19 protein-coding genes are annotated in these 26,431 nt (G+C 67.8%); 11 read left to right on the plus strand and 8 right to left on the minus strand.

What is annotated here, in order from left to right; translation table 11 throughout:
* Nucleotides 1–38: 38 nt before the first annotated feature.
* A complete protein-coding gene (gene hrcA / locus AC3FNH_RS04325) occupies nucleotides 39–1,076 on the minus strand; it encodes a heat-inducible transcriptional repressor HrcA (RefSeq protein ID WP_276097884.1) in 1,038 nt (345 codons plus the stop codon).
* 112 nt (nucleotides 1,077–1,188) lie between these two features.
* On the opposite strand from hrcA, the gene AC3FNH_RS04330 reads away from it, so the two are divergent.
* The 4 genes from AC3FNH_RS04330 to mprA all read left to right on the plus strand — a co-directional run bounded on the left by AC3FNH_RS04330 (nucleotide 1,189) and on the right by mprA (nucleotide 6,156).
* Complete coding sequence (locus AC3FNH_RS04330) at nucleotides 1,189–2,106, plus strand: NAD kinase (RefSeq protein ID WP_276097885.1); 918 nt, start codon at nucleotides 1,189–1,191, stop codon at nucleotides 2,104–2,106.
* Between the two features lie 40 nt (nucleotides 2,107–2,146).
* On the plus strand, nucleotides 2,147–3,877 hold the full coding sequence (recN, locus tag AC3FNH_RS04335; RefSeq protein ID WP_488719185.1) for a DNA repair protein RecN: 1,731 nt from the start codon (nucleotides 2,147–2,149) through the stop codon (nucleotides 3,875–3,877).
* Between the two features lie 69 nt (nucleotides 3,878–3,946).
* On the plus strand, nucleotides 3,947–4,381 hold the full coding sequence (locus AC3FNH_RS04340) for a hypothetical protein (protein ID WP_276097887.1): 435 nt from the start codon (nucleotides 3,947–3,949) through the stop codon (nucleotides 4,379–4,381).
* A gap of 119 nt (nucleotides 4,382–4,500) precedes the next feature.
* A complete protein-coding gene (mprA, locus tag AC3FNH_RS04345; RefSeq protein ID WP_488719186.1) occupies nucleotides 4,501–6,156 on the plus strand; it encodes an MprA protease, GlyGly-CTERM protein-sorting domain-containing form in 1,656 nt (551 codons plus the stop codon).
* A gap of 12 nt (nucleotides 6,157–6,168) precedes the next feature.
* Here mprA and rrtA read toward each other — a convergent pair whose 3' ends face one another.
* Together rrtA and glnE are read right to left on the minus strand one after the other, a co-directional pair.
* Entirely contained in the window at nucleotides 6,169–6,747 is a 579-nt protein-coding gene (gene rrtA / locus AC3FNH_RS04350; RefSeq protein WP_276097889.1) for a rhombosortase, read from the minus strand.
* Between the two features lie 31 nt (nucleotides 6,748–6,778).
* On the minus strand, nucleotides 6,779–9,631 hold the full coding sequence (gene glnE, locus AC3FNH_RS04355; RefSeq protein ID WP_488719251.1) for a bifunctional [glutamate--ammonia ligase]-adenylyl-L-tyrosine phosphorylase/[glutamate--ammonia-ligase] adenylyltransferase: 2,853 nt from the start codon (nucleotides 9,629–9,631) through the stop codon (nucleotides 6,779–6,781).
* A 229-nt stretch (nucleotides 9,632–9,860) separates the two neighbouring features.
* On the opposite strand from glnE, the gene AC3FNH_RS04360 reads away from it, so the two are divergent.
* The 4 genes from AC3FNH_RS04360 (at nucleotide 9,861) to aroG (ending at nucleotide 18,003) form a co-directional block, all read left to right on the plus strand.
* Nucleotides 9,861–14,117, plus strand: coding sequence for a YhdP family protein (locus AC3FNH_RS04360; protein ID WP_488719187.1), 4,257 nt, complete (start codon nucleotides 9,861–9,863; stop codon nucleotides 14,115–14,117).
* Nucleotides 14,118–14,155: 38 nt separating this feature from the next.
* A complete protein-coding gene (locus tag AC3FNH_RS04365) occupies nucleotides 14,156–14,977 on the plus strand; it encodes a carbon-nitrogen hydrolase family protein (RefSeq protein ID WP_276097892.1) in 822 nt (273 codons plus the stop codon).
* Between the two features lie 85 nt (nucleotides 14,978–15,062).
* Nucleotides 15,063–16,523, plus strand: coding sequence for a metalloprotease TldD (gene tldD / locus AC3FNH_RS04370; protein ID WP_276097893.1), 1,461 nt, complete (start codon nucleotides 15,063–15,065; stop codon nucleotides 16,521–16,523).
* A 400-nt stretch (nucleotides 16,524–16,923) separates the two neighbouring features.
* Nucleotides 16,924–18,003, plus strand: coding sequence for a 3-deoxy-7-phosphoheptulonate synthase AroG (aroG, locus tag AC3FNH_RS04375; protein ID WP_488719188.1), 1,080 nt, complete (start codon nucleotides 16,924–16,926; stop codon nucleotides 18,001–18,003).
* A 94-nt stretch (nucleotides 18,004–18,097) separates the two neighbouring features.
* Here aroG and AC3FNH_RS04380 read toward each other — a convergent pair whose 3' ends face one another.
* Complete coding sequence (locus AC3FNH_RS04380; protein ID WP_276097895.1) at nucleotides 18,098–18,496, minus strand: c-type cytochrome; 399 nt, start codon at nucleotides 18,494–18,496, stop codon at nucleotides 18,098–18,100.
* A gap of 14 nt (nucleotides 18,497–18,510) precedes the next feature.
* Nucleotides 18,511–18,858, minus strand: a complete 348-nt coding sequence (locus AC3FNH_RS04385) for a c-type cytochrome (protein WP_276097896.1) — start codon at nucleotides 18,856–18,858, stop codon at nucleotides 18,511–18,513.
* A 501-nt stretch (nucleotides 18,859–19,359) separates the two neighbouring features.
* On the opposite strand from AC3FNH_RS04385, the gene AC3FNH_RS04390 reads away from it, so the two are divergent.
* From AC3FNH_RS04390 to AC3FNH_RS04400, 3 genes are read left to right on the plus strand one after another with little or no spacing between them, the layout of a single operon-like run.
* On the plus strand, nucleotides 19,360–20,250 hold the full coding sequence (locus tag AC3FNH_RS04390) for an AAA family ATPase (protein ID WP_488719189.1): 891 nt from the start codon (nucleotides 19,360–19,362) through the stop codon (nucleotides 20,248–20,250).
* Nucleotides 20,250–20,843 carry a GNAT family N-acetyltransferase gene (locus AC3FNH_RS04395; RefSeq protein WP_488719190.1) on the plus strand — a complete coding sequence of 198 codons (594 nt, stop codon included), beginning with the start codon at nucleotides 20,250–20,252 and terminating at the stop codon, nucleotides 20,841–20,843. The genes AC3FNH_RS04390 and AC3FNH_RS04395 overlap by 1 nt, the downstream gene beginning before the upstream one ends.
* Nucleotides 20,844–20,878: 35 nt before the next feature.
* Nucleotides 20,879–22,054, plus strand: a complete 1,176-nt coding sequence (locus tag AC3FNH_RS04400; protein ID WP_276097899.1) for a vWA domain-containing protein — start codon at nucleotides 20,879–20,881, stop codon at nucleotides 22,052–22,054.
* Between the two features lie 135 nt (nucleotides 22,055–22,189).
* On the opposite strand, the gene AC3FNH_RS04405 is transcribed toward AC3FNH_RS04400, so the two are convergent.
* From AC3FNH_RS04405 to mdlC, 3 genes are all read right to left on the minus strand, one after another.
* Nucleotides 22,190–23,170, minus strand: coding sequence for a Bug family tripartite tricarboxylate transporter substrate binding protein (locus tag AC3FNH_RS04405; protein ID WP_488719191.1), 981 nt, complete (start codon nucleotides 23,168–23,170; stop codon nucleotides 22,190–22,192).
* Nucleotides 23,171–23,241: 71 nt separating this feature from the next.
* Nucleotides 23,242–24,693: an aldehyde dehydrogenase gene (locus AC3FNH_RS04410; RefSeq protein WP_488719192.1), complete on the minus strand. Its 1,452-nt coding sequence runs from the start codon at nucleotides 24,691–24,693 to the stop codon at nucleotides 23,242–23,244.
* 64 nt (nucleotides 24,694–24,757) lie between these two features.
* Nucleotides 24,758–26,341, minus strand: coding sequence for a benzoylformate decarboxylase (gene mdlC, locus AC3FNH_RS04415; RefSeq protein WP_488719193.1), 1,584 nt, complete (start codon nucleotides 26,339–26,341; stop codon nucleotides 24,758–24,760).
* Nucleotides 26,342–26,431: the final 90 nt, after the last annotated feature.

The following is a 26,431-nucleotide window of genomic DNA, read 5'->3' on the forward strand; positions in this document are numbered from 1 at the left end:
AAATGGGGACGCAGACTGTGTGACCCGTCGGACGGGCCCTAGTTCTGGCTCAGTGCGCTCGACAGCAGCCGTGCCGTGATATCGACGATCGGGATCACCCGCTCGTAGGCCATGCGGGTCGGTCCGATCACGCCCAGCGTGCCGACGATCTGGCCGTCCACCTCGTACGGCGCGGTGATCACGGCCATGTCTTCGAGCGGCACCAGCTGGCTTTCGCCGCCGATGAATATCTGCACCCCCTGCGCATGGCTGGACACGTCCAGCAGCTGGAGCAGGCTGGTCTTGTGCTCGAACATGTCGAACAGCCGCCGCAGCTTGTCCATGCTGGAAGCCAGGTCCTCGACTTCCAGCAGCTTGCGCTCGCCGCTGATGAAGACGTGGTCGTCCTCTTCCTCCATGGCGCTGCTGCCGGCCTCGACGGCCGCCTGCATCAATTGCGACATGTCGCGCCGCAGGTCCCTCAGCTCCACGCGCAAATGGTCGCGCACCGCATCGAAACTCATGCCGCCGTAGTGCGCGTTGAAGAAGTTCGCTGCTTCGATGAGCTGCGCGGGGGTGTATGGCAGCTCCGTCTGGATGATCCGGTTCTGCACATCGCCCTCGGGGCTGACGATGATCAGCAGGATGCGCTTGTCCGACAGCCGCATGAATTCGATCTGCCGGAACGACTGCGCGCGCCGCGGCGTCATCACCACGCCGGCGAAATGCGAGAGGTTGGACAAGGTCCGCGCGGCCGCCGTGATCATGCGCTGGGGGCCGAGCTGCTGGCCGCCGAGCTGGCCCTGGATCTGGCCGGCCAGCTCCGTCATTTCCACGCCGCCGCGCTCGATCGGCTGGACGGTCAGCATGGTGTCGACGAACAGGCGATACCCTCGCGGCGTGGGAATCCGTCCCGCCGACGTGTGCGGACTGGAGATGAAGCCCATCTCCTCCAGATCGGACATCACATTGCGGATGGTGGCCGGCGACAGGTCCAGCCCGGAATACCTGGACAAGGTCCGGGAGCCGACCGGCTGCCCTTCGGCAATGTAGCGCTCAATCAGGGTCTTGAGCAGCGTTTTCGAACGTTCATCCATGATGCCCCGATTTTACGCAAGTTTTACCGCTTCGGGCGCCTGGCAGGCCCGCCGCACATGGCGCGCGCGCCCCATGCTGACAACGGTCACGGCGGTATGGTCTAATCCCCGCATGTCTGCCCCCCCCAAAACCAGCGCCTTGCGCACCCCATTCAAGACCGTGGCCCTCGTGGGACGGTACTCGACTGCCGGCATCGAAGGCCCGCTGGAGGAGCTCGCTTCCTACATCCTGCGCAATGGCCAGGATGTCGTGTTCGAGCGCGAGACCGCCCAGGCCACCGGGCTGACCGGCTATCCCGCTCTGACCCCCGAGGAAATCGGCCGGGAAGCGGACGTGGCCGTGGTGCTGGGCGGGGACGGCACGCTGCTCGGCATTGCGCGCCAGCTCGCCGGCCACAACGTGCCGCTGATCGGCGTCAACCACGGCCGTCTCGGCTTTATGACGGATATCCCGCTCGAGGACGTGCAGTCGGTACTGCCCGACATGCTCGAAGGCCGCTACGAGGCCGAGACCCGGCTGCTGCTGGAGTCCAGCGTGGTGCGCGACGACAGCCGCATCTTCTCGGCGCTGGCCCTGAATGACGTAGTGGTCAACCGCTCGGGCATTTCCGGCATGGTCGAACTGGCGGTGTCGGTGGACGGCAATTTCATGTACAACCAGCGTTCGGACGGCCTGATCGTGTCGACCGCCACCGGTTCGACCGCCTATGCGCTCTCCGCCGGCGGCCCGATCCTCCACCCGACGCTGTCGGGCCTGGTGCTGGTGCCAATCGCGCCGCACTCGCTGTCCAACCGGCCCATCGTGCTGCCGCACGATGCCGAGGTGACGATCGAGGTGGCGACCGCGCGCGACGCCAGCGTCAATTTCGACATGCAGTCGCTCACCTCGCTGCTGCCGGGCGACCGCATCGTCGTGCGCCGCTCGAAGAAGACCATCCAGCTGCTGCACCCGGTGGGCTACAACTACTACGCCACGCTGCGCAAGAAGCTGCACTGGCACGAATACCCGACCGAGGACAACCGCCTCTGAGCGTCCTGTCCCGTCCCGACCGAACCCTTCCACCGCCACGATGCTGCGCAGCCTGTCCATCCGCGATTTCGTCATCGTCGACACGCTCGACCTCGATTTCCAGTCCGGCTTCACTGTCTTCACCGGCGAGACCGGTGCCGGCAAATCGATCCTGATCGACGCGCTTGCGCTGGTGCTGGGCGAGCGCGCCGATGCCGGCATCGTGCGCGAAGGCGCCACGCGCGCCAGCATCAGCGCCACCTTCTCGACCCACCCGGCGCTCGATGCGTGGCTCGACGAGCGCGAACTGGGCAGCGAGGAGGACGGGGACGCGCGTACCGTGCTGCTGCGGCGCACCGTGGACGCCGGCGGCCGCAGCAAGGCCTTCGTCAACGGCGCGGCCGCGACGCTGGCCCAGCTGCGCGAGATTGGCGATCAGCTCGTCGACATCCACGGCCAGCATGCCCACCAGCTGCTGCTGCGCCCCGACGCCCAGCGCCTGCTGTTCGATGCCCACGCCGGACTGACCCAGCAGGCCGGCGCCGTGGCCGAGTCCTGGCGCGCGTGGCGCGCCTGCGTGCGCCAGCGCGAGGCGGTCGAGCACCAGTCGCGCGAAATGCAGCTCGAACGCGAGCGGCTCGAATGGCAGGTCGGCGAGCTCGAGAAGCTCGCGCCACAGCCCGGCGAATGGGAAGAGATCCAGGCCGAATACAATCGCCTGTCCCATGCGGCTGGCCTGATCGACGGCAGCCGCGCCGCGCTCGATGCCTTGTCCGAAGCTGACGGCTCCGTGCTGTCCGCGCTCAATTCGATCGTGCACCGGGTGCAGCAGCTCGCCGACGTCGATCCGGCGCTGCGCGACGTGCTCGCCGCGCTGGAGCCCGCGCAGGTGCAGGCCGAGGAAGCCGCGCATTCGCTCATGCGCTACGTGGACCGGCTGGAACTCGACCCCGAACGGCTCGAAGCCGTCAACGAGCGCATGCAGGCACTGCATGCCACGGCGCGCAAGTACCGCCTGCCGCCCGAACAACTGGCCGACGAACTGCTCGCGCGCCGCCAGCAGCTCGACGACCTGCAGTCGGCGCAGGACATCAACAAGGTGCTGGCGCGCGAGGCTGCCGCCAAGGCCGCCTACCTGACGCTGGCCCAGCACCTGAGCCTGGCGCGCAAGGAAGCCGCCGAGGCACTGTCCAGGGCCGTCACCGAAGCCATGCAGGGCTTGTCGATGGCGGGCGGCAGCTTCGTCGCCGCGCTCAACGCGCTCGAGGAAGGCCAGAGCTTTGGCCTGGAACAGGTGGAATTCCTGGTCGCCGGCCACGCCGGCGTCAGTGCCCGGCCACTTGCCCGCGTGGCCTCCGGCGGCGAACTGGCCCGCATCAGCCTAGCGATCTCGGTCATCACCAGCGAAGCGTCGCCCACGCCGACGCTGATCTTCGACGAGGTGGACACCGGCATCGGCGGCGCAGTGGCCGAAGTGGTCGGCCGGCGCCTGCAGGAGCTCGGGCGCGCACGCCAGGTCCTGTGCGTGACGCACCTGCCGCAGGTGGCGGCGCAGGCCGGGCACCATCTGCTGGTCAGCAAGGAAACCACCGGCGACGGGTCTGGCTCGGTCACGCGCTCGCGCATCCGCGCACTCGACGCCGCCGGCCGCGTGGTGGAAACCGCGCGCATGCTGGGTGGCGCGACGGTGACCGCCACCACGCTCCAGCACGCCGAGGAAATGCTCGCGCAAGGCGCGCGTGCGGCCAGTGGCGGCAAGGAAGGCCGGCGCTCGCGACGCAGCGCAGGCTGAGCCGGCAAGCGCCCGAGGGCCGCTGGCAACCTTCGCCGCCTACTATTTACGCATTCACAGGAGCAAACCATGACCCGCCCACTGCCGTCCGCCGGGCGCGCTTTCGTGCCGGCACTCGCCGCCGCCGTGGCTGCCGCCGCGGCACTGCTGGCGCTGCCCGGCTGCCAGGCGCAGCCCAAGGCATCGCAGCCTCCGCGCGGGGCCATTTCGACTGACCGCGTGGTGGGCGACATCATGGTGCGCTTCACCGCGCCCGACGTGAACGTCTCCGAAGAAGCCGGCAAGCTGCTCGATGCCATCGAAGGGCCGATCCGCTACGTGGTCAAGCGGCCGCTGTCGGGCGGCGTGTGGCTGGTGACGGCCATCAGCGCGTCGCCGGATGCCACCATGGACCAGGCACTGGCGACCTTGCGCGCCGCGCCGCGCATCGGCACGGCCGAACCCGACCGGGTACTCAAGCCCAACCACACCATGCCGGTCGGCCGCGACATGCCGGCGAGCTGAGCGGTCATACCACCCTACTCGGCCGGGTTAAGCCTTCGGCACACTTGCGGAATCCGGCCGGATCGTATTCGCTTCATAGCACTCCACCAACCCTTTTGGCGCGCACCGGGAGAGTGTCCATGCTGCACTTGTCGCACCATATTTCAAGGCGCAGTTGCGCCGCTGCCCGTCGATGGTCGGCCACGGTGCTCGTGGGCCTGTGCTGGGCGATACATGCCCCCGCCACGCTGGCGGCTGGCACGGTTCAGGCCGCCCCCGCCTATACCGGCAATGTCATCGTACGTTGGCGTGACGCCAGCATCACGCCCAGTGCCTCGGCCGCGGACGGCGCGCCCGGCGCAATGGCCGGCGCCAAGCAGGGCACCGCGGCCGCGGAAGACCGCCTGCAGCAGTTGCGCAGCCACTCAGGCGTCAATCTCGCCGTGCGGCGGAGCATGGCCGGCAATATGGAACTGCTGGGCACAGCCGACGGCAGCACCCCTGATCCGGAGGCATTGGCGGCCAAACTGCGACGAGATCCAAGCGTCGCCGACGCCGTGCCTGACCGCTGGCTGCACCTGCACGACACGATTCCCAACGATCCCGAATTCGCCTCAGCCCAGCCCTACATGATGGGCACGGGCACCGCCATTGGCGGGGCAAACCTTCCCCACGCGTGGGACCGGTCGCGCGGCAGCACGAACATGGTGGTCGCGGTGCTCGACACGGGCTACCTGCCCCACCCTGACCTGGCCGGCAAATTCCTGGCCGGATACGACTTCATCAGCAGCGACACCATCTCCAACGACAACCAACCCGGCCGCGACAGCGATGCCACGGATGCGGGCGACAATGTACCGGTGGGCTTCCTCTGCCCCGGCAGTTCCACGGCGACCACGGTGGCCACGCCTAATTCCTGGCATGGCACGCGCGTGGCGAGCGTGCTCGGCGCCGTGACCAACAACGGACTCGGCATTGCCGGCGTCGACTGGAACACGCGCATCCTGCCGGTACGGGTCTCCGGACGCTGCGGCGCCCTGCTCTCCGATACCGTGGACGGCCTGCGCTGGGCCGCCGGCATCAGCGTGCCCAGTGTGCCGGACAACCCCAACCCTGCGCGCGTGGTCAACATCAGCCTTGGGGGCGGCACCTGCACCAGCATCGAACAGCAGGCCATCAACGACGTAGTCGGGCGCGGCGTGTCCGTGGTCGTGGCCGCCGGCAACAGCGCCGGGGCGCTCGAAGCGCCAGCCGATTGCAGCGGCGTGATTGCCGTGACCGCCCATGCCAACGATGGCGAGAACGCGAGCTTCGCCAATGTGGGGTCGAAGGTCACCATCAGCGCGCCCGGCGGTGGTTGCGGCAACTCCAAGGTGGTGAACGGCGCGTGCACGACGACCGTGTCGGTCATCCGTACGCTCACTAACGATGGCACCACATCGCTGGGCGCCTACACGATCCGCGATTCGCAGGGCACCAGTTTCGCTGCGCCGATGGTATCGGGCGTGGTGTCGCTAATGCTGGCCGTCAATCCGTCGCTGACGCCGGCACAGGTGACTGCCGCGCTAAAGAGTTCGGCGCGGCCGCATCCGTCCGGCACCTTTTGCACGACCAATCCGGGCGTATGCGGCGCGGGCCTGCTTGATGCCGACGGCGCGCTGAGCGCGGCGGCAGGCACCAGTACAGCCGCGCCGGCGCCGTCGGGCGGTGGCGGTGGCGGCGCCATCGACCCGTGGCTCGCCATGTTGCTGGGCGCAGCAGGATTCCTCGCTCTCGCACTGCGCCGCCGCGGCTGAGCGGCCGCAGCTTCAATGCGGGGCCGGCGCGCGCCGACCCCGCCACCACTCCTGCACCAGCCAGCAAGCGAGCCCGGCGACCGCGCCAGCCGCATGGGCGGCACGGACCACGCCAAAGCCCCAGGACCGATCGAACACCACGGGGGCCAACCACGATTGCTCAAGCCATACCTTGACGATGACGCCAAGGCTCAGCAGCACGCCGACCGCTCGCGGCAATCCCGGCACGCGCAACAAGTTCAGCGCAGCCCAGAGTGCCAGCCCGTGGAGAGCGCCGGACATTCCGCCATACCAGCCGATCGCGGGCATGCGCAGCAGCGCCAGCTGAACCGCGATGCCGCAGGCTACCAGTACCAGCAGCGCCTCCCGCACGCGCGCGGCACGTCCGGCCAGCAGCAGCAAACCCGTGGCAGCGCATGCATCGGCGAGCCAATGACGCCAGTCCAGGTGGACCCACATAGCCGTCACCAGCCGCCACCACTCGCCGCCGGCAAGCACGGCATCGCGCAGATAGAGGCCGTGCGCGTGCAGCCACGGCACGAAGCTCATCAGCGCCGACAGCCCCCACACCGGCGCAAGGCCGGCCAGCATGCCCGGCCACGCCGCGCCGGGCCGGGCCCGATCAGGCGGCACCGAACACGGCCTGCCAGAGCGCCAGGACGCGCGCGGTCTGTTCCGCCACCTGCGTGGCGGGCACGCGGGCCTGGTCCTGCCCGTCGAGCCGCAGCTGGTGCTGGCGGGCGCGGAACTGCCGGTAGGCATCGCCGACCTGCACCGCCAGCGCGGCATCGATCAGGCCGAGCTCTCCGGCTTCGCGCAGCAGCGCGATATTGCCGGCGTTGCGCGTGAGCTGCGGATGGATCCGGCTATGCAGCAGTACCAGGTACTGCACGGTGAACTCGATATCCACCATGCCGCCGCGGTCATGCTTGAGATCGAACAGCTGCGTCGGGTTCGGATGCCCCTCCGCCACCTTGCCGCGCATCTGCACGATCTCGTCGCGCAGCGCGGCCGCGTCGCGCGGCTGGCGCAGGATTTCGTCGCGCAGCGCCTCGAAGCGCGCGCCGATCGCCACATCGCCGGCGCAGAAGCGGGCCCGCGTGAGCGCCTGGTGCTCCCAGACCCAGGCGGTGTTGTCGCCCTCGCGCAGCTGGTAGCGGCGGAACGCATCGAAGCTGGTGACGAGCAGGCCGGCCGCGCCGTTCGGGCGCAGCCGCATGTCGACGTCGAACAGCGACCCGGCCGCAGTATGGCTGGTCAGCCAGGTGATCAGGCGCCGCGCATAGGCCGCGTACACATCGGGCGCGCGCTCGTGCTCGTCTTCATACAGGAAGATGATGTCCAGGTCCGAGGCATAGCCAAGTTCCTTGCCACCCAGGCGGCCATAGGCGATCACGGCAAAGCGCGGCACGTCGCGGTGGCGCGTCGCGAGCTGGCGCCAGACCGTTTCCAGCGTGGCCTCGAGCATGGCGTCGGCCAGGTCGGACAGCCGGTCCGCAATCTGCTCGACCGTGAGCAGCCCCTGCAGGTCCTGCAGCAGGATGCGGAAGGTCTCGGCGTGGTGCTCGCGGCGCAGGATGTCCATCTGCTGCTCGACCTGCCCGTCCGCGGCCACCAGGCGCTCGGACAGCCGGCGGCGGAACGCGGCCCAGTCGGGCGCGCCGGCCAGCGCATCGCTGTCGAGCAGTTCATCGAGCAGTTGCGGGTGGCGCGTCAGGTAGGCGGCTGCCCAGCGCGACGCGTGCAGCGTATGCGCGACGCGGTCCATTGCCTGCGGGTATTCCGACAGCAGCGAGAGATACGATGCGCGGCGGCTGATCGCCTCGAGGAAATCGATGAAGCGCGTGATGGTGCTGTCCGAGTCCTCCTGCCTGGCCGCGAGGTCCAGCGCGCGGTTGACGAGCTGGTCGAAGCGCACGCGGCTCGTTTCCGACAGCGCGCGGTAGCGCAGCGACGCGGCAATCGCCCTCAGCCGGTCCAGCAGGCCCGTGCAATCGGTGAAGCCCGCGTCCTGCAAGCGCTGGCACGGCGACACCTCGGTATCCGGGCCGCTCTGGTCGGGCCCCTCCTGCGTGCCGCGCGCCTGCTGGTCTTCCACGACGATGCCGGGCCACAGCGCCTCGCACGGGGAAGCGTCGGGATCGGAGAACGTGACCTCGAACTGCTGCGCCACCGGCTCCTGCAGCCTGGCCAGCTTGTCGAGCAATTCGGGCCAGTCGGCGCAGCCCATCATCTGCGCCACGGCAAGCTGCTCGTCCGGCGTGGTCGGCAGGTGGTGGGTCTGGGCGTCGTCGCGATACTGCAGGCGGTGTTCGAGCTGGCGCAGGAAACGGTAGGCATCGGCCAGCTGCGCGGCCTGGGCCGCAGGCAGCAGGCCGCGATCGACGGCAACCGCCAGCACTTCGAGCGTCGGCCGCACGCGCAGCGCCGGATCCTGTCCGCCGCGGATGAGCTGGAACACCTGCGCCATGAATTCGATCTCGCGGATGCCGCCGCGCCCAAGCTTGATATTGAACGAACGCTGGTTGACGCCATGCCCCGGCAGCCCGCCGCTGCGCTTGGCCGCCTCACTGCGGATCTGGGCATGCAGCGAGCGGATCGCCGCGATCACGCCGTAGTCCAGGTAGCGTCGGAACACGAAGGGCGTGGTCAGCCGCGCCAGCAGGTCCGCGGCACGCTGCGCGTGCGGCGTATCGAGCGTGGACACCACCCTGCCCTTGATCCACGCGTAGCGCTCCCACTCGCGGCCCTGCACCACCAGGTACTCCTCCAGCATGCCCAGGCTGCAAGCCAGCGGACCGGCATCGCCATTGGGCCGCAGGCGCATGTCCACGCGGAACACGTAGCCGTCGCCGGTCACGTCGGCCAGCAGGTTGATCAGGCGCCGGCCCAGCCGGATGAAGTACTCGTGGTTGGACAGGCTGCGCGTGCCGCCACGGGTCTCGCCGTCCTCGTCATACAGGAAGATCAGGTCGATGTCGGACGAGACATTGAGTTCGCGTCCGCCAAGCTTGCCCATGCCGACCACGACCAGTTCCTGCACCTCGCCGCTCTGCTCGCCGAACGGCCTGCCGAAGGTGACGGCAAGATCGTCGCCCAGCATGGCCAGGCCGTGCTGGATGCACAGTTCGGCGAGATCGGTCATGGCCCCGGTGACCTCGGCCAGCGTGGCCTGGCCGCGCAGGTCGCGCTCGACCGCCACGCACATGACCTCGGCGCGCAGGCGCCGCAGCGCGCGCTTGACGGACTCCTCCAGGTCGGCCGATGGCTCCTGCAATGCCTTCAGGCGCTCGCTCATCCAGGTCCGGGACAGCGGCTGCGCCGCGGCGGCCGCCACGATGCCCGGCAACTCCGGCCGGGCCAGCAAGACACGGCGTACGTAATGCGAATATGCAGCCGAGTACAATACGTGGCCCCCGAAACCGGCCGGTTCCGGCCCCGTGGCAGCGGTAGTGGCGAATGCGCCGCAAGCCATGTTGCCCAGCGGCTGGGCGGGCGTGGCGCCTGCGCCATCCTGGCCAGGCTGGATGTCGGCGGTATTGCCCACCGCGGAACTCGTCGGATCAGAGGCAGTCATTCCAGTAACTTGAAATGCGTGAAGAGGTGCGGCGCGCCCGCGGCATCCTTCGCGTGTCAGGTGTTTGCAACAAACAAAGGCCGGGCGCCAGATTGGAGAGCGGCTAGTATTGTCGGATAATCTGCGCATGTCCAGCCGCGCCCCTACCCCTGCCGACGGCTCCCCCCCCAACGCGGGCGCGGGCAGCCAGGAGGCCGTCGCCAGCCTGGCTTCTCCCCTTGCTTCCCCGTCAGCTGCGCCGGTTTCGCACGCTGCGCGCCTTCGCGCGTTTGCGCATGGGTGCGCCGGATTGCTGCGCGCGGCCGTGCGCCATCCAGTCTGGCGCGGCCTGGGCCGCACGCTGCTGCGGCTGGCGCTGGCGCTGCTGGCGCTGGCGCTGGTGGCGGGACTGCTCATCCGCTTCGTGCTCTGGCCGCAGGCATCGGCCGCGCGGCAGTGGCTGGAAGACCGCGGCTCGCTGGCGCTGTCGGCGAAGCTGACCATCGATTCGCTCGACACCTACTGGAATGGCTGGCATCCGGCCTTCCGCGCACACGGCGTGAAAGTAATCGACGCCCAGCAGCGCACGCTGATCTCGGCCGGCTCGCTTGACGGTCAGCTCGCCTGGCGCTCGCTGTTCAGCATGAACCTGCAGTTCGGGACGCTCAGCGCGGCCCAGGCCGATGTGCTGGTACGCCGCACGCCGGAGGGCAAGCTGCTGGTCGCCGGCATGGCGGTCGACACCGCCGGCGGCAACAGCGACGACAATCGCTTCCTGGACTGGCTGATGACCCAGGGCCAGATGGACCTGACCGACGGCAAGCTGCGCTGGCTGGACGAAAAAGGCCACCTGCCGCAACTGGACGTGGCCCAGATCCATTTCAGCGCGCGGCGTATGGGCCAGCATCACGAGATCAGCCTCGAAGCGCAGTCCGAGGCGCTGGCGCCGCGGCCGCTGGTGATGCGCGCGAACCTGCGCCACGACTACCTGCGCAGCGCCGGCAACTGGCGCCATTGGTCCGGGCAGGCAAGCTGGGATGTGACGCAACTGCAGCTGCCGGTCGTGCAGCGCTACCTGACCGTGTTCGAGCGCGTGACCGGTGGCAGCTTCAGCACCGACGGCTCAGTCGAGTTCAGCGGGGGCCGCATCGTGCGCAGCCAGGCGCGGCTGCGCGGCAGCGGCATCGACCTGCAGCTCGCGGGCGCCAGCGAAGCGCTGCAGCTCGCCAACGCCCAGGCCTTCCTGCTGCATCGCAGCGACCGCGATGGCAACAACCTGCTGACCATCGACACCCTGCTTTGGCAACCGCAGCCGGCGGCCGGTCCGCCGTCCGCCAACGACACTGCCTGGCGCGAAGGCATGCGCAAGGTCACGCTGGGCTGGAGCATGGACAACAAGGGCGAGCTGCGCAAGTTCTCGCTGAAAGCCCCGACGTTCGACCTGAACACGGTGCGCGCGCTGGCCACGTCGATGCCGGTCGATACCGCGGTGCTGCGCCAGCTGCGCGCGCTGCAGCCGGCCGGCCATATCGACAACCTGAACGTGAGCTGGAACCGCGATCGCCAGGGCATGCTCGAACGGCGTCCAGGCAAGGCGCACTATGCCGTGCAGGGCACGCTGCGCAACGTCTCGGTCAACGGCCAGCCCGCGGTGCCCGCGCTCGGGGCCAATGGCAAGCCGAACCTGGGCGTGCCGGGCTTTGCCAACCTGTCGGGCACGTTCAGTTTCGACGACCGGCAGGGCGCGGTGCACTTCGAGGGCGCCAATTCCGCGCTGGTGCTGCCCGGCATGTTCGACGAGCCTCGCCTGCCCTTTGACCAGATTGGCGGCGACTTGCGCTGGACCCGCCAGGACGGCCATATGACGGTGACGGTGGACAACATCCGCTTCGCCAATGCGGACACGGCCGGCAACGTGAGCGGCAGCTGGCGCACGGGCGGCGACAGCACAGCGGGCATTGCCGACCTGAGCGGCGAGCTGAGCCGGGCACAGGTGGCGCGGGTGCCACGCTATCTGCCGCTAGGCATCCCCGCCGGCACGCGCCACTACCTGGCCGGCGCGCTGGCCGGTGGCGAAGCCGCCGGTGTGCGTTTCGTGCTCAAGGGCGACCTGACGCATTTCCCCTTCCACGCCCCCTTCGAGAAGGCCGGCGACTTCCGCGTGGAAGTCCCGATCCGCCAGGTCAGGTACCAGATCGCGGCACACGAGACCGGCGCGGGCGGCGCCCCGCTGTGGCCCGCCTTTGCCGACATCGACGGCCAGGTGCTGTTCGAACGCGGCGGCATGTCGTTCCTGGCCCGCCGCGCTACCGTCCATGGCATTGCCGGCGTGACGCTGCAGGACGTGAACGGCCGCATCGACGATCTCAGCGACCATGGGCGCCTGGAGATCGACGGCGGCGCCAGCGGCGCCGTGCAAGGCTTCCTGCAGTACATGGCGGCGTCGCCGGTTCGCGAATGGACCGGGCACGTGGCGGACAACGCGCGCGCGCAAGGCAACGGCGAACTCCGGCTCAAGCTCGACATGCCGCTGACCAATGCCAATGCCACGCGTGTCGACGGCACCTTCCGCTTCCCCGGCAACGATGTCGTGCTCAATGCCCAGGTCCCGCAGCTGGGAGGTGCCAGCGGCATCATCGCCTTCAATGAGCACGGCTTCCAGCTCGCCAATATGCGCGCGCGTTTTCTCGGCGGCGAAGTCCGCATCGGCGGCGGCTCGCAGCCCGATGGCAGCGTGCGCGTGAGCGCGAACGGCAATGCCACGGCGGCAGGCCTGCGCGAAGCGGCGGCAGGCTCCGCGGCGGCGGCGCTGGCGGCCAGGCTGGAAGGCGGCACCGGCTATAGCGCGGTGTTCAGCGCGCGCGAGCGCCAGACGCAGGTGCAGGTCAGCTCCGATCTCAACGGCATGGCCATCGGCCTGCCCGCGCCGCTGGCCAAGCCGGCCGCGCAGGACATGCCCCTGCGTTTCGAACTGCGCCCCGCGCAGGGACGCGCCGGCCTGGACGAAATGCTGGTCCAGCTTGGCGGCGCGCTCAATGCCCGCTACCTGCTGCGCCACGACCGCAACGGCGGCGACACCGAGGTGGTGGCCGGCGCCATCGGCCTGCAGCAGGCCGCGCCGCTGCCCGCGAGCGGCGTCACCGCCGCGGCCACGCTCGACCAGTTCGATGTCGATGACTGGCGCTCCGCCCTCGCCAGCCTCGGCAGCCTGCAGGGTGACGGCAGCCGCCGCGCCAGCCCTCCGGCTTTCCTGCCCGAGCGCATCCACGCGCGCATGCGCACGCTCAAGGCCGCAGGCCGCACACTCGACGACGTTACGGTTGACGCCGCGCGCGAGGCCGGCGGCTGGGACGTCAACCTGGACTCGCGCCAGATCGCCGGCAATATGCAGTGGCGGGCCGAAGGCCCATCAGGCTCGGGCGCCATGCGCCTGCGCCTGAGCCGGCTGAACGTGCCCGACGCGAGCGATGAACACAATGTCGTCGACGCCATCGCCGATAGCATCGACACGCTGCCGTCCATCGACCTGGTAGCCGAGCAGTTCACGCTGCGCGGACACGATTTCGGCAAGCTGGAGGTCGTGGCACGCAGCAGCAAGAGCGGCAACGAGCCGGTCTGGACCCTCGAGCGGCTGCTGATCGAGCAGCCTGGCGCCACGCTGACCGGCAGCGGCACCTGGCGCGTGCCGCGCCGGCTGCGCGACGGCGACGCGGCCAACGCCCCGCGCCGCACGGCGCTGACGTTCGCCATCGAGATCCGCGATGCGGGCGCCACGCTGGAGCGCCTGGGTCTGCCGCATACGCTGCGCGACGGCAAGGGCAAGCTCGAAGGCCGCGTGGCATGGCGCGGCTCGCCGATGTCGATCGATTACCCGACCCTGGGCGGGCAGCTTTCGCTCGAACTGGAGAATGGCCAGATCCTGAGCGTCGAGCCCGGCGCCGCGCGCCTGCTCGGCGTGCTGAGCCTGCAGGGCCTGCTGCGCTTTGCCTCGCTCGATTTCCGTACGCTGTCCGGGCGCGGCCTGCTGTTCGACCGCATTTCCGGCTCCGGCACAATCGAGAACGGCGTCGGATCGATCCAGGACTTCGAACTGAAGAGCCCTCAGATCATCGCGAGCATGTCGGGTTCGGCCAACCTGCTGCGCGAGACCCAGGACCTGGATGTCCAGGTGATACCGCGCATCAGCGCCACCACCACGTCGGTGGCAGCCGCCTTCATCAACCCGGTGCTGGGCATCGGCACGCTCGCGGCGCAGTTGCTGTTCGCCGACGAGTTCTCCAGGGTGTTCACGCAGCACTACCGCATCACCGGCAGCTGGGCCAACCCGCAGATCGGCAAAGTGGGGGACAATAAGGCGCAACACCCGACGTACCAGAACCGCACCGAACCGGCCCTGTCGCCCTGACCGCCAGCGTCGCGGCGCGCTGCCCGAGGAAACGATCCATGCAAGCCCCCGCCCCGTTTCGTGTTGCCGCCATCCAGACCGTGACCGGCACGTCGCTAGACGCCAACCTGGCCCGTGCCGACGCGCTGATCGCCGAAGCCGCGCGCGGCGGCGCCGAGCTGGTGCTGCTGCCCGAGTACTTCTGCATGATGGGCCAGCGCGAAGCCGACAAGATCGCCATCCGCGAACAGGACGGCGACGGCCCGGTGCAGCGATTCCTGGCCGACGCCGCGCGGCGCCACCGCATCTGGCTGGTGGGCGGCACCTTGCCGATGTGGTGCGGCGACGATGCGCGCGTCTACAACACCTCGCTCGCGTTCGATCCGCGCGGCGAACGCGTGGCCCGCTACGACAAGATCCACCTGTTCGGCTTTACGCGCGGCACGGAGAGCTATGACGAATCGCGCACCATCCTGGCAGGCAGCGCGCCGGTCAGCTTCGAGGCGCCTTGCGGACGCGTCGCGATGTCGGTGTGCTACGACCTGCGCTTTCCGGAGCTCTACCGCGGACTTGCCGGCGATGACGGCGCCAGCTTGATTCTGATGCCGGCCGCCTTCACCTACACCACTGGGCAGGCCCATTGGGAAATCCTGCTGCGCGCACGGGCCATCGAAAACCAGTGCTATGTGCTTGCCGCCGCACAAGGTGGCAAGCATGAGAACGGCCGCCGCACCTGGGGCCATTCGATGCTGGTCGATCCGTGGGGTGAAGTGCAGGCTGTGCTGCCCGAGGGCGAAGGCGTGGTCAGCGGCGTGATCGACCCCGCGCGGCTGGCCGAAGTCCGGCAGAACCTGCCCGCGCTGAAGCACCGGGTGCTGTAGCATTGGGGAAAGCTTCCGCCACCAAACCAGATTCACGGCGCCGGCCACCTTGCCGGCGCCCCAGCAAGAAAGAAAGGGACTGTTCATGAACGCCGGCGATCTCGGAATCCGCAACCTTGCCACCGCGCAGCAACTGCTGCTGGCGCCGTATGGCCTGGACGAAGCCAAGCTGCAGCGCGTGCTGGCCGACATCTTCACGCACAAGGTCGACTATGCCGACCTGTATTTCCAGTACACGCGCAACGAGGCCTGGAGCCTCGAGGAAGGCATCGTCAAGTCGGGCAGCTTCAGTATCGACCAGGGCGTCGGCGTGCGCGCCGTCTCCGGCGACAAGACCGCCTTCGCCTACTCGGACGACATCAGCCTGCCGGCGCTGTCGCAGGCCGCAGCGGCCACGCGCACCATCGGCCGTGCCGGCGGCGGCCGCATCAAGGTGGCCAGCGAGCTGGCCTCGCAGACGGGCCGCAACCTGTACACGCCGAACGACCCGCTCGACTCGATGGCCGCCGCCGAGAAGGTGGCGCTGCTCGAACGTATCGAGCGCATGGCGCGCGCCAAGGACCCGCGCGTGGTGCAGGTCATGGCCGGATTGGCCGGCGAATATGACGTGGTGCTGGTGGCGCGCAGCGACGGCGTGATCGCCGCGGACGTGCGTCCGCTGGTGCGCGTGTCGGTCACGGTGATCGCCGAACAAGGCGGCCGGCGCGAGATGGGTTCGTCCGGCGGCGGCGGCCGCTACGCCTACGGCTACTTCACCGATGCACTGCTCCAGCAGTACGTGGACGAGGCCGTGTCCTCCGCGCTGGTCAACCTGGACGCGCGCCCCGCGCCTGCCGGCGCGATGACCGTGGTGCTCGGCCCGGGCTGGCCCGGCGTGCTGCTGCACGAGGCGGTCGGCCACGGCCTGGAAGGCGATTTCAACCGCAAGGGCTCGTCGGCATTTGCCGGCCGCATGGGCGAGCGCGTGGCCGCCAAGGGCGTGACCGTGGTCGATGACGGCACGCTGGCCAACCGCCGCGGCTCGCTCAACCTGGACGACGAAGGCAACCCGACCCAGTGCACCACGCTGATCGAGGACGGCATCCTGCGCGGCTACATCCAGGACACGCTCAACGCACGCCTGATGAAGATGCCCGTCACTGGCAACGCGCGCCGCGAAAGCTACGCCGCGCTGCCGATGCCGCGCATGACCAACACCTACATGCTCAACGGCGATCGCGATCCGCAGGAAATCATCGCCAGTGTGAAGAAGGGCCTGTATGCCGTGAACTTCGGCGGCGGCCAGGTCGATATCACCAACGGCAAGTTCGTGTTCTCGGCAAGCGAGGCCTACATGATCGAGGATGGCAAGATCACCTATCCGGTAAAGGGCGCCACACTGGTCGGCAACGGCCCGGAATCGCTCAAGGACGTCACCATGATCGGCAACGACATGCGGCTGGACTCGGGCGTGGGCGTGTGCGGCAAGGAAGGCCAGAGCGTGCCCGTGGGCGTCGGCCAGCCGACGCTGCGCATCGAGAACATGACGGTGGGTGGCACGGCCTGAGCGCGTGACGGCTGCGCCATGCGCATGGGAAGTCCGGCACGGCACTTGCCAACCCCTGCAAAAGGCGCTATAAAGATGCTTCGCGGTCGGAAAGGTGATTGTCGCAAACCGAATTTTTGACGGTGTCCGCGCAATTTCCTGCCCTTCTGTCACGCAGCGCAGCATAAATGCCGCGCTTCGAAATGAAATCGAATACAAGCTGACCTCAGCCAAACCCTTCTTCGCCATGTCCGCTAAGTTTTACTTTTACTTTTTTAGCGAACCCACACCGCTGGCGGATAGGGAGGGACGGCTGTAAGCGCCCCGAACCGAAAAGAAAAAGCCGCCAGCAAGACTGGCGGCTTTTTTTATACCTGCTTCACCAAGACAACATCCTCGACCTCACAAGACCGGACCCATCATGCTGAAGAACACCGACGACCTGCGCATCCGTGAACTCAAGGAACTGCTGCCGCCCGCGCACCTGATCCGCGAGTTCGCCTGCACCGAAAAGGCTTCGGACGTGATCTACGCCGCGCGCCAGTCCATGCACCGCATCCTGCACGGCATGGATGACCGCCTGATCGTCATCATCGGGCCCTGCTCGATCCACGACACGAAGGCCGCGCTCGAATACGCCAAGCTGCTCAAGGTGCAGCGCGACCGCTTCGCCAATGAGCTGGAGGTCGTGATGCGGGTCTATTTCGAGAAGCCGCGCACCACGGTCGGCTGGAAGGGCCTGATCAACGACCCGTACATGGACGGCAGCTTCAAGATCAACGACGGCCTGCGCACCGCGCGCGAGCTGCTGCTGAACATCAGCGAGATGGGCGTGCCGACCGGCACCGAGTACCTGGACATGATCAGCCCGCAGTACATCGCCGACCTGGTCAGCTGGGGCGCGATCGGCGCGCGCACGACGGAATCGCAAGTGCACCGCGAACTCGCGTCGGGACTGTCGTGCCCGGTCGGCTTCAAGAACGGCACCGACGGCAACGTCAAGATCGCCGTCGACGCGATCAAGGCCGCGTCGCAGCCGCACCATTTCCTGTCGGTGACCAAGGGCGGCCACTCGGCGATCGTGTCGACCTCGGGCAACGAGGACTGCCACATCATCCTGCGCGGCGGCAAGACGCCGAACTACGATGCGGCCAGCGTGCAGGAAGCGTGCGACGCCATCGCCAAGTCGGGCCTGGCCGCACGCCTGATGATCGATGCCTCGCACGCCAACAGCAGCAAGAAGCATGAGAATCAGATCCCGGTGTGCGAGGACATCGGCCGCCAGCTCGCCGCGGGCGACGATCGCATCGTGGGCGTGATGGTCGAGTCGCACCTGGTGGCGGGCCGCCAGGACCATGCCCAGGGCACGCCGGTGGAAAGCCTGACCTACGGCCAGTCCGTGACCGATGCCTGCATCGGCTGGGATGACTCGGTCAAGGTGCTCGAAACGCTGGCCGAGGCCGTCAAGGCCCGCCGCCTGGCAAGCGGCAGCGGCAACTGAGCACAGGACGCGGGGCCCCGCCCCGTGCGCCGGGCAATAAAAAACCGCTTCATATCGAAGCGGTTTTTTTATTGCCCAGTCTCCGGCGTGCTGCTTATTTCTTCAGCACCAGGTCGCCCGGCAGCGACTCGATGTAGGCGGCGATGTCCTTCAGTTCCTTGCGCGTGAACGGGCGCGGCTTGCCGGCCTTGTCCGTGACGGCCGGGTTGGCATTGACCTGGCCAGCCATGATCGCGTTGGAGCGGCCCACTTGCGGCACGCCCGAAACCTGGTACGACAGCAGCGCGTGGTAGAGGTAGTCGGCATGCTGGCCGGCCAGCTTGGGATAATCCGGCGAGATCGGAGCGTTGAGTCCCTGGCCGTGGCAGGCCACGCAATTGCCCTTCTCCACCAGCGCCTTGCCGGCGGCGAGGTCGGCTGCCGAGGCAGTGGCTGCGGAGGCACCCAGCACGAGTGCGCCAATCGCGAACGAAAGCGTCTGAAGCGTCTTCATGGTTGCGGTGTCTCTCACTTCAAGGTGTTGTTCTGCGAACCGGCCTTCTGCTGCGAGTAGTAGGCCGCCACGTCGGCGATGTCCTGGTCGGTCAGCGTGGCGGCAATGCCGCGCATGGTCGGGTGCTTGCGATCGCCCTTCTGGTAGCCCTTCAGTGCGTTCTCGATGTACTTGGCGCTCTGGCCGCCCAGCATCGGGACTTCGTAGACTTCGGGGAACGACGCACGGTAGCCCGGAATGCCGTGGCATCCGATGCACATTGCAACCTTGTCCTTGGCAGCGTCTCCATTGCCCTTGACGTCCTGTGCCAGCGCTGCCGTTGCAGCCGCGCCCAGCACCACCATCGTGAGGAGCTTTTTCATTGTCTTAGCGGATTGGAAGTTAAACCGTGCGTGACCTGCCCTGCCGGGCGGAGACGGTCTCAGAATGCTTCTCTGCGGGAAGCCTGGCAGCCGGGATGTGGAACACCATTCTGGAACCACCTCTCGCAATCACCGCGACCCGGACGGACCGCAGGGACTTCTGAACGCGGACTGCCGGATACTGGAGAACTGGACGTGGGGGCGCGTCAAACCGCCGCATTGTACAGCAGGCGGCACCTGGCAGTCCAGCCGCGGCCCCGGGAGCAACCCTAATGTCAGCCGGCGCCAACACGAACCGCAAAGGTCTTTTATACTGACCGATCCAGGAATTCCGAACGATCGTTCGCGGATCTGCCACAACGGTGCCCTGGCGCCGTGGCATCGCCAGGCGGATCCGGTTTCCATAATGAAAGCGCGCGTGACAGCGCGAAGAGACTGCGCTAAACACGCCGAACCGGCCTAATCCGGCCAGAATCCCGGCCGTCCACCTCAGGTTGCCACATGTCCAACACCGCCAACGCTTCCGCCCAAGCCTCCTCCGCCCAGCAGATCAAGTTCGAGGGCAGTGACCAGTATGTCGCCACCGACGACCTCAAGCTGGCCGTCAATGCCGCGCGCACGCTGCAACGTCCGCTGCTGATCAAGGGCGAGCCGGGCACCGGCAAGACCATGCTGGCCGAGGAAGTGGCCGCCGCGCTGGGCATGCCGCTGCTGCAATGGCACATCAAGTCGACCACCAAGGCGCAGCAGGGCCTGTACGAGTACGACGCCGTATCGCGCCTGCGCGACTCGCAGCTCGGCGACGACCGCGTGCACGACATCCGCAACTACATCGTCAAGGGCGTGCTGTGGCAGGCCTTCGAAGCCGGCCAACAGGTGGTGGTGCTGATCGACGAGATCGACAAGGCCGATATCGAATTCCCGAACGACCTGCTGCGCGAACTTGACCGCATGGAGTTCTACGTCTACGAGACGCGCGAACTGGTCAAGGCCAGGCATCGTCCGCTGGTGATCATCACCTCGAACAACGAGAAGGAGCTGCCGGACGCCTTCCTGCGCCGCTGCTTCTTCCACTACATCAAGTTCCCGGATGCCGAGACGATGCAGCAGATCGTCGACGTCCACTATCCCGGCATCAAGCGCGAGCTGGTGGCCGCGGCGCTGGAATCGTTCTACGAGATGCGCAACCTGCCTGGCCTGAAGAAGAAGCCGTCCACGTCGGAGCTGATCGACTGGCTCAAGCTGCTGATGGCCGAGGACATTCCGGCCGAGGCGCTGCGCAGCCCGGACAAGAAGGCCGCGATCCCGCCGCTGCATGGCGCGCTGCTCAAGAACGAGCAGGACGTGCACCTGTTCGAGCGCCTGGTGTTCATGAACCGCGCGAACCGCTGATGAGCGACTTCATCCAACCCGTCACGCTGTCAGGCCGGCACGCCACGCTCGAGCCGCTCAGGGCCGAGCACGCGCAAGGCCTGCGCGCTGCTGCCGCCGACGGCGACCTGTGGAAGCTGTGGTACACCAGCGTGCCCACGCCCGAGCGCATGGAAGCCGAGATCGCGCGTCGCCTTGGCCTGCAAGAGCAGGGCTCGATGCAGCCGTTCGCGGTGCGCGACGCCAATGGCGAACTCGCCGGCATGACGACGTACATGAACATCGACGCGGCCAACCGGCGCGTGGAGATCGGCTCCACGTGGTATGCGCAGCGCGTCCAGCGCACGCCGCTGAACACCGAGTGCAAGCTGATGCTGCTGCGCCATGCGTTCGAACAGCTCGAGTGCATCGCCGTGGAGTTCCGCACGCACTGGATGAACCACCAGAGCCGCACGGCCATCGCGCGCCTGGGCGCGAAACAGGACGGCGTGCTGCGCAACCACACGCGCATGCCGGACGGTTCGCTGCGCGACACCGTGGTGTTCTCGATCATCGCCAGCGAATGGCCGGCGGTGCGCAATCACCTGCAATTCCAGCTCGAGCGGCCGCGCTGAGGCGCGCCGCCTGCTGCCACTGATCGCGAGGCACCATGCTGATCGATTTCTTCTTCTCGCTGCGCCACGCCAAGCTGCCGGTCTCGGTCAAGGAGTACCTGACCATGCTCGAAGCGCTCAAGGCCCAGGTCATCACGCCATCGATCGACGAGTTCTACTACCTGGCGCGCATGACGCTGGTCAAGGACGAGAAGCACTTCGACAAGTTCGACCAGACCTTCGGCGCGTATTTCAAGGGCGTGGAAAGCCTGGTGGACTGGAAGTCCGACATTCCACTCGACTGGCTGCAGAAGACGCTCGAGCGCGAACTCTCTGCCGAGGAAAAGGCCAAGATCGAGGCCATGGGCGGACTCGACAAGCTCATGGAACGCCTGAAGCAACTGCTCGAAGAGCAGAAGGAAAAGCATGAGGGCGGCAACAAGTGGATCGGCACGGGCGGCACCTCGCCGTTCGGGCACGGCGGCTACAACCCCGAGGGCATCCGCATCGGCGGACCGTCCAAGGGCAACCGCACCGCGATCAAGGTGTGGGAAGCGCGCACCTACAAGGACTATGACGACCAGGTCGAACTCGGCACGCGCAACATCAAGGTAGCACTGCGCCGCCTGCGGCGTTTCGCACGCGACGGCGCCGACACCGAGCTGGACCTGGACGACACCATCCACTCCACCGCGGCCAATGCCGGCCTGCTCGACATCAAGCTGCGGCCCGAGCGCCACAACAAGGTCAAGGTGCTGATGCTGATGGATGTGGGCGGCTCGATGGACGATCACATCAAGCGCGTGGAGGAACTGTTCTCGGCCACCAAGACCGAGTTCAAGCACCTCGAGTACTACTACTTCCACAACTGCCTGTACGACCATGTGTGGAAGAACAACCGCCGCCGCCACGCTGAAAAGCTGAACACGTGGGACCTGCTGCACAAGTACACGCCCGACTACAAGATCATCTTCGTCGGCGACGCGACCATGAGCCCGTACGAGATCCTGCAGCCCGGTGGCTCGGTCGAGTACAACAATGCGGAAGCCGGCTCGGTGTGGCTGAACCGCGTGACCGAGCAGTTCCCGCACTTCGTCTGGCTCAACCCGGAGCCGGAGGGCCTGTGGCAGTACCGGCAGTCGATCACGGTTATCAACCAGCTGATGAAGGGACGCATGTATCCCGTCACGCTGGCGGGCCTGGAAGCGGCGATGAAGGTGTTGTCGAAGTGAGGCGGTGAATGGCCAGGCTTTACCGGCGTGGCCGCGGGTACGCCACCCGGCCCCGCTGATCGGCCTGGTCATGCCCCATGCCTTGCGTGCGAGCCAGTCCCGGCATCGCGGCGATCAGGGTCGCGCGGGTTGTGCTCAGTCCAAGGTGATTCCCGCCGCCCGGATGAACGCCCCATAGCGGTTCCGGTCGGCGTTCTGCCGGTCGGCAAATGCCTGGATGCTCAGGGGCTGCGCCGTCCCGCCAAGACGGTTGACGTTCTCCTGCAACTGCGCGCTGCCCAGGGCACGGTTGATTTCCCGGTTCATGCGCTCGACGATGGCCTGCGGCGTGCCAGCCGGCGCATAAACGCCGAAGGTGGTGTCGCCGTCCACGCCGCCCAATCCGGCTTCGGCCACGGTGGGCACTCCCGGGTACTGGGCCGCGCGCCTGGCGCTGGCCACCGCCAGCAAGCGCAGCTTGCCACTGGCAACATGCTGCAGGCCGGGGCCGGGGTCGAACATGAACTGCACCTGCCCCGCCAGCAGGTCATTCAGGGCCGGCGCCGCGCCCCTGTAGGGTACGTGCAGGACATCGAGCTTGCCGGCGCGCCTGAACATCTCCGCAGCGATATGGGGCGAACTGCCATTGCCGGGGGAACCGTAGCTGAGCTTGCCCGGATGCGCGCGCAGGTAGGCGATGAATTCGTTCAGGGTCGTGGCCGGGACTGACGGGTGCACCAGCAGGTAGACGCGCACCAGCGCCACCGATGCCACCGGCACCAGGTCCTTCTGCGGGTCGTAAGGCATCTTCTTGTACAGGAACGGATCGATGGTGACCGCGCCGCCCGATGTCAGCAGGAAGGTATAGCCGTCGGCCGGCGCCTTGGCCACGGCGTCGCCGCCGATCGTGCCGTTGGCACCGGGCCGGTTGTCGATCACGACCGGCTGCTTCAGCGCCTCGCCCAGCGCTGGCGCAACGCCGCGCGCGAGCGTGTCGGCCGCGCCGCCGGCCGGAAAATTGACCACGAGCCGGATCGGCTTGGCAGGCCAGGTCTGCGCGCTGGTAGCACTGGCCAGCGCCGCCAGCAGGCAGGCGCCGACGCTCAGGCGGCGCACGAAACGGTAGGGAAAGGGCATGACTTTGTCTCCGGGATGCCGGACGGTGATCCGCCCGTGCAGGTTCTGGTACATTCCGGCCGGCTGGCGGCTCAGAACGGATAGCGTCGCGGCGTAGTCTGCACGGTGATCCAGCGCAGTTCGGTAAATGCGTCAATGCCCGCCTTGCCGCCGAAACGGCCGTAGCCGCTCGCCTTGACGCCACCAAACGGCATTTGCGCCTCGTCATGGACGGTAGGTCCGTTGACATGGCAGATGCCAGAGTCGATGCGGCCCGCGACTTGCATGGCGCGAGCCGTGTCCCGGCCGAACACCGCAGCGGACAGCCCATACTCCGAATCGTTGGCACAGGCAATGGCCGCCTCCACCCCGCTCACCCGCACCACGGCCTTGACCGGGCCGAACGACTCCTCGCGGTATATGTCCATGGCCGGCGTCACATGATCGAGGATCGTCGCGGGCATCAGCGTGCTGGTGGCCTTGCTACCGCAGGCGAGCCGCGCACCCTTGGCCAGCGCGTCGTCGATCATCGCGTTGCAGCGCTGCACGGTGGTCATGTCGACCACCGACCCGAGCACCGCCGGACCCTCGCGCGGATCGGCCAGCGGCAGGGCGGCGGCGCGCGCCGCCAGCTTTTCCACAAAGGCGTCGGCAACCGCGTCATCGACGATCATGCGTTCCGTCGACATGCAGATCTGGCCTGAATTGGCGAAGGCGCCGAATATCGCGGCGTCTACGGCTGCATCGAGATCGGCATCGTCGAGCACCACCAGCGGCGCCTTGCCGCCCAACTCCAGCACGGCCGGCTTCAGGTACTGCGCGCAGGTCTGCGCGATCAGCCTGCCGACGCGCGTGGAGCCGGTGAAGTTGACACGCCGCACCGCCGGGTGGGCAATGATCGCTTCGACCACCGTTGCCGCGTCGGCCGGGGCATTGGTGATGAAATTGACGACGCCCGCCGGGAAGCCCGCCTCCGCCAGCGCATCGATGATCAGGCCATGCGTGGCCGGGCAGATTTCCGAGCCCTTCAGGATGACGGTATTGCCGCACGCCAGCGCCGTTGCCACGGCACGCACGCCCAGGATCACCGGCGCGTTCCACGGCGCGATGCCCAGCACCACGCCCGCGCCCTGCCGCACCGCCATCGCCAGGCTGCCGGGCACATCCGATGGAATCACCTCGCCGTTGATCCGCGTCGTCAGCGCGGCCGCTTCCTGGAGCATGCCGACCGCAAGGTGCACATTGAAGCCGGCCCAAATCGCCGAGGCACCGGTCTCCACCGCCATGGCGGCCGTAATCGCCTCGGCCTTGGCTTCGAGCGAATGCGCGGCGCGCATCAGCAACCCGCGCCGCTCGCCAGGACCGGTGTCTCGCCATGCGGGAAAGGCTCGCCCAGCGGCTTCGGCTGCCGCCAGCGCGTCGGCTGCCGTGGCCGCCGGCGCGCGCGTGGCCACGCTGTGGTCAAGCGGATTGCACCGCTCGAAGGTGGCGCCGCTGGCGGCCTGCGCGCGCTCGCCGTTGATCAGCATCGTGATGCTTTGCATGCTGTAGTCTCCTGGAAATGATGTCTTGTCCTTCTTCTCGCGAGGCGTCCGACGCTGACGCGGCTTATGCCACGTCAACCTCCACCACGATGGGCACGGTCATCCGCAATGCAGCCGCCAGCGTCTCGCGCAATTCTTCTGCATCGCTCACCCGTGCCGCCTTGCAGCCGTGCCCGAGTGCAATCGACACGAAATCCAGGTCGGGCAGCGCCGTCCCGACCAGCGGATCGGCGCTGCCGAAGCCGAAGGTCGGCGCGAACTCCTGCAGGGCGGCATAGCGACGGTTGTTGAGCACGATGAACGTGATCGGCAATCCCAGTTGCGCGGCACTCCACAGCGCCTGGATCGAATACATGCTCGAGCCGTCGCCGACCACGCCGATCACCTTGCGGCCAGGCTTGCCAAGCGCAACGCCCACCGCGGCAGGCAGGCCGTAGCCGAGGCCGCCGCTGCACATCGTATAGAAGGTCTCGCTGCGCAGGATCGGAAGATGGCGATGCATCACCGGGCGCGCACTGGGCGCTTCCTCCACCACGATGGAGTCGGGATCGCGCAGTTCCGCCAGCGTCTGCAGCACGTAGGCAACGCTCATCGGCGCGCCGGGCTCGGCGCGCGGCGCCGGCACGCGCGGACGCGGCGCTTCACGCCGCGGCGGCGCCGGGCGCGCCAGCAGGTCGACCACGCCCTGGCGGATACTGCCGACCGCGGCCGTGCCCACCGGCGCCCATGCGGCGATATTCGGATCGTCGATCAGCTGCACCACCTGGGCTCCTGGCGGCGCATGGGGGCCCGAGCCTTCCACGTGATAGGTGAACACTGCCGCCCCCACGGCGAACACCAGGTCATGCCCCGCCAGCAGGTCGACGATCTTCTCGCGCATTGCCGGCAGAAAGCCGGCGAACAGCGGATGGTCTTCCGGAAAGCCGCAGCGCCCGGACATCGGCGCGACCCACACCGCCGCCTGGTGCCGTTCCGCCAGCCGGACCACATCGTCCCAGGCACCGTCGCGATCCACGGCCGCACCCACTACGAACGCCGGCCGGCGGCTGGCATCGAGGGCCTCGCCGATCTGTGCAAGCAGGTCCGGCTGCACGCGGCTCTCGGTACTGACCGTGCGCGGCAGCACCGGCTCGCACGGCCGGGCCCAGTCATCGGCCGGCACGGAGATCAGCACCGGCCCGCGCGGCGGCTGCATGGCGATGTAGTAGCCACGTGCAATCGCCTGCGGCACGTCTTCGGCGCGCGCGGGCTCGCAGCTCCACTTGACGTAGGGCTTGGGCAGCTCGGTGGCCTGGGCCGAGAACAGGAACGGCTCGTAGGGAAGGATCGAGCGCGCCTGCTGGCCGGCGGTGATCACCATCGGGGTGCGGTTCTTGTAGGCCGTGAAGATGCTGCCCATGGCGTGGCCGACGCCTGCCGCCGAGTGCAGGTTGACGAACGCCGCATTGCGGGTCGCCTGCGCGTAGCCGTCGGCCATGCCTACCACCACGGATTCCTGCAGGCCAAGCACATAGCGGAAGTCGGACGGGAAATCCAGGAATAGCGGCAATTCAGTCGAGCCGGGATTGCCGAACACCGAGGTCATGCCAAAGGCGCGAAGCAGGTCAAGCACCGCGGTGCGGACGGTGGCAGGGGGATGGGAAGACATGGGCCAGTGCTCCTCACTGCGAATTCGATGCAGACAGTATGGCCACCGCTCCCTTGCCTGGAAAATGCCGTTTGAGTGTAAAGTCATGCC

It is taken from the genome of Cupriavidus sp. 22TCCZM01-5, assembly GCF_057798915.1.

Excerpts from the sequence above, each read along its gene's own strand:
- hrcA (WP_276097884.1), bottom strand. The coding sequence starts at position 1,076 with ATGGATGAACGTTCGAAAACGCTGCTCAAGACCCTGATTGAGCGCTAC.
- AC3FNH_RS04330 (WP_276097885.1), top strand. The coding sequence starts at position 1,189 with ATGTCTGCCCCCCCCAAAACCAGCGCCTTGCGCACCCCATTCAAGACC.
- recN (WP_488719185.1), top strand. The coding sequence starts at position 2,147 with ATGCTGCGCAGCCTGTCCATCCGCGATTTCGTCATCGTCGACACGCTC.
- AC3FNH_RS04340 (WP_276097887.1), top strand. The coding sequence starts at position 3,947 with ATGACCCGCCCACTGCCGTCCGCCGGGCGCGCTTTCGTGCCGGCACTC.
- mprA (WP_488719186.1), top strand. The coding sequence starts at position 4,501 with ATGCTGCACTTGTCGCACCATATTTCAAGGCGCAGTTGCGCCGCTGCC.
- rrtA (WP_276097889.1), bottom strand. The coding sequence starts at position 6,747 with ATGCTGGCCGGCCTTGCGCCGGTGTGGGGGCTGTCGGCGCTGATGAGC.
- glnE (WP_488719251.1), bottom strand. The coding sequence starts at position 9,631 with ATGGCTTGCGGCGCATTCGCCACTACCGCTGCCACGGGGCCGGAACCG.
- AC3FNH_RS04360 (WP_488719187.1), top strand. The coding sequence starts at position 9,861 with ATGTCCAGCCGCGCCCCTACCCCTGCCGACGGCTCCCCCCCCAACGCG.
- AC3FNH_RS04365 (WP_276097892.1), top strand. The coding sequence starts at position 14,156 with ATGCAAGCCCCCGCCCCGTTTCGTGTTGCCGCCATCCAGACCGTGACC.
- tldD (WP_276097893.1), top strand. The coding sequence starts at position 15,063 with ATGAACGCCGGCGATCTCGGAATCCGCAACCTTGCCACCGCGCAGCAA.
- aroG (WP_488719188.1), top strand. The coding sequence starts at position 16,924 with ATGCTGAAGAACACCGACGACCTGCGCATCCGTGAACTCAAGGAACTG.
- AC3FNH_RS04380 (WP_276097895.1), bottom strand. The coding sequence starts at position 18,496 with ATGAAGACGCTTCAGACGCTTTCGTTCGCGATTGGCGCACTCGTGCTG.
- AC3FNH_RS04385 (WP_276097896.1), bottom strand. The coding sequence starts at position 18,858 with ATGAAAAAGCTCCTCACGATGGTGGTGCTGGGCGCGGCTGCAACGGCA.
- AC3FNH_RS04390 (WP_488719189.1), top strand. The coding sequence starts at position 19,360 with ATGTCCAACACCGCCAACGCTTCCGCCCAAGCCTCCTCCGCCCAGCAG.
- AC3FNH_RS04395 (WP_488719190.1), top strand. The coding sequence starts at position 20,250 with ATGAGCGACTTCATCCAACCCGTCACGCTGTCAGGCCGGCACGCCACG.
- AC3FNH_RS04400 (WP_276097899.1), top strand. The coding sequence starts at position 20,879 with ATGCTGATCGATTTCTTCTTCTCGCTGCGCCACGCCAAGCTGCCGGTC.
- AC3FNH_RS04405 (WP_488719191.1), bottom strand. The coding sequence starts at position 23,170 with ATGCCCTTTCCCTACCGTTTCGTGCGCCGCCTGAGCGTCGGCGCCTGC.
- AC3FNH_RS04410 (WP_488719192.1), bottom strand. The coding sequence starts at position 24,693 with ATGCAAAGCATCACGATGCTGATCAACGGCGAGCGCGCGCAGGCCGCC.
- mdlC (WP_488719193.1), bottom strand. The coding sequence starts at position 26,341 with ATGTCTTCCCATCCCCCTGCCACCGTCCGCACCGCGGTGCTTGACCTG.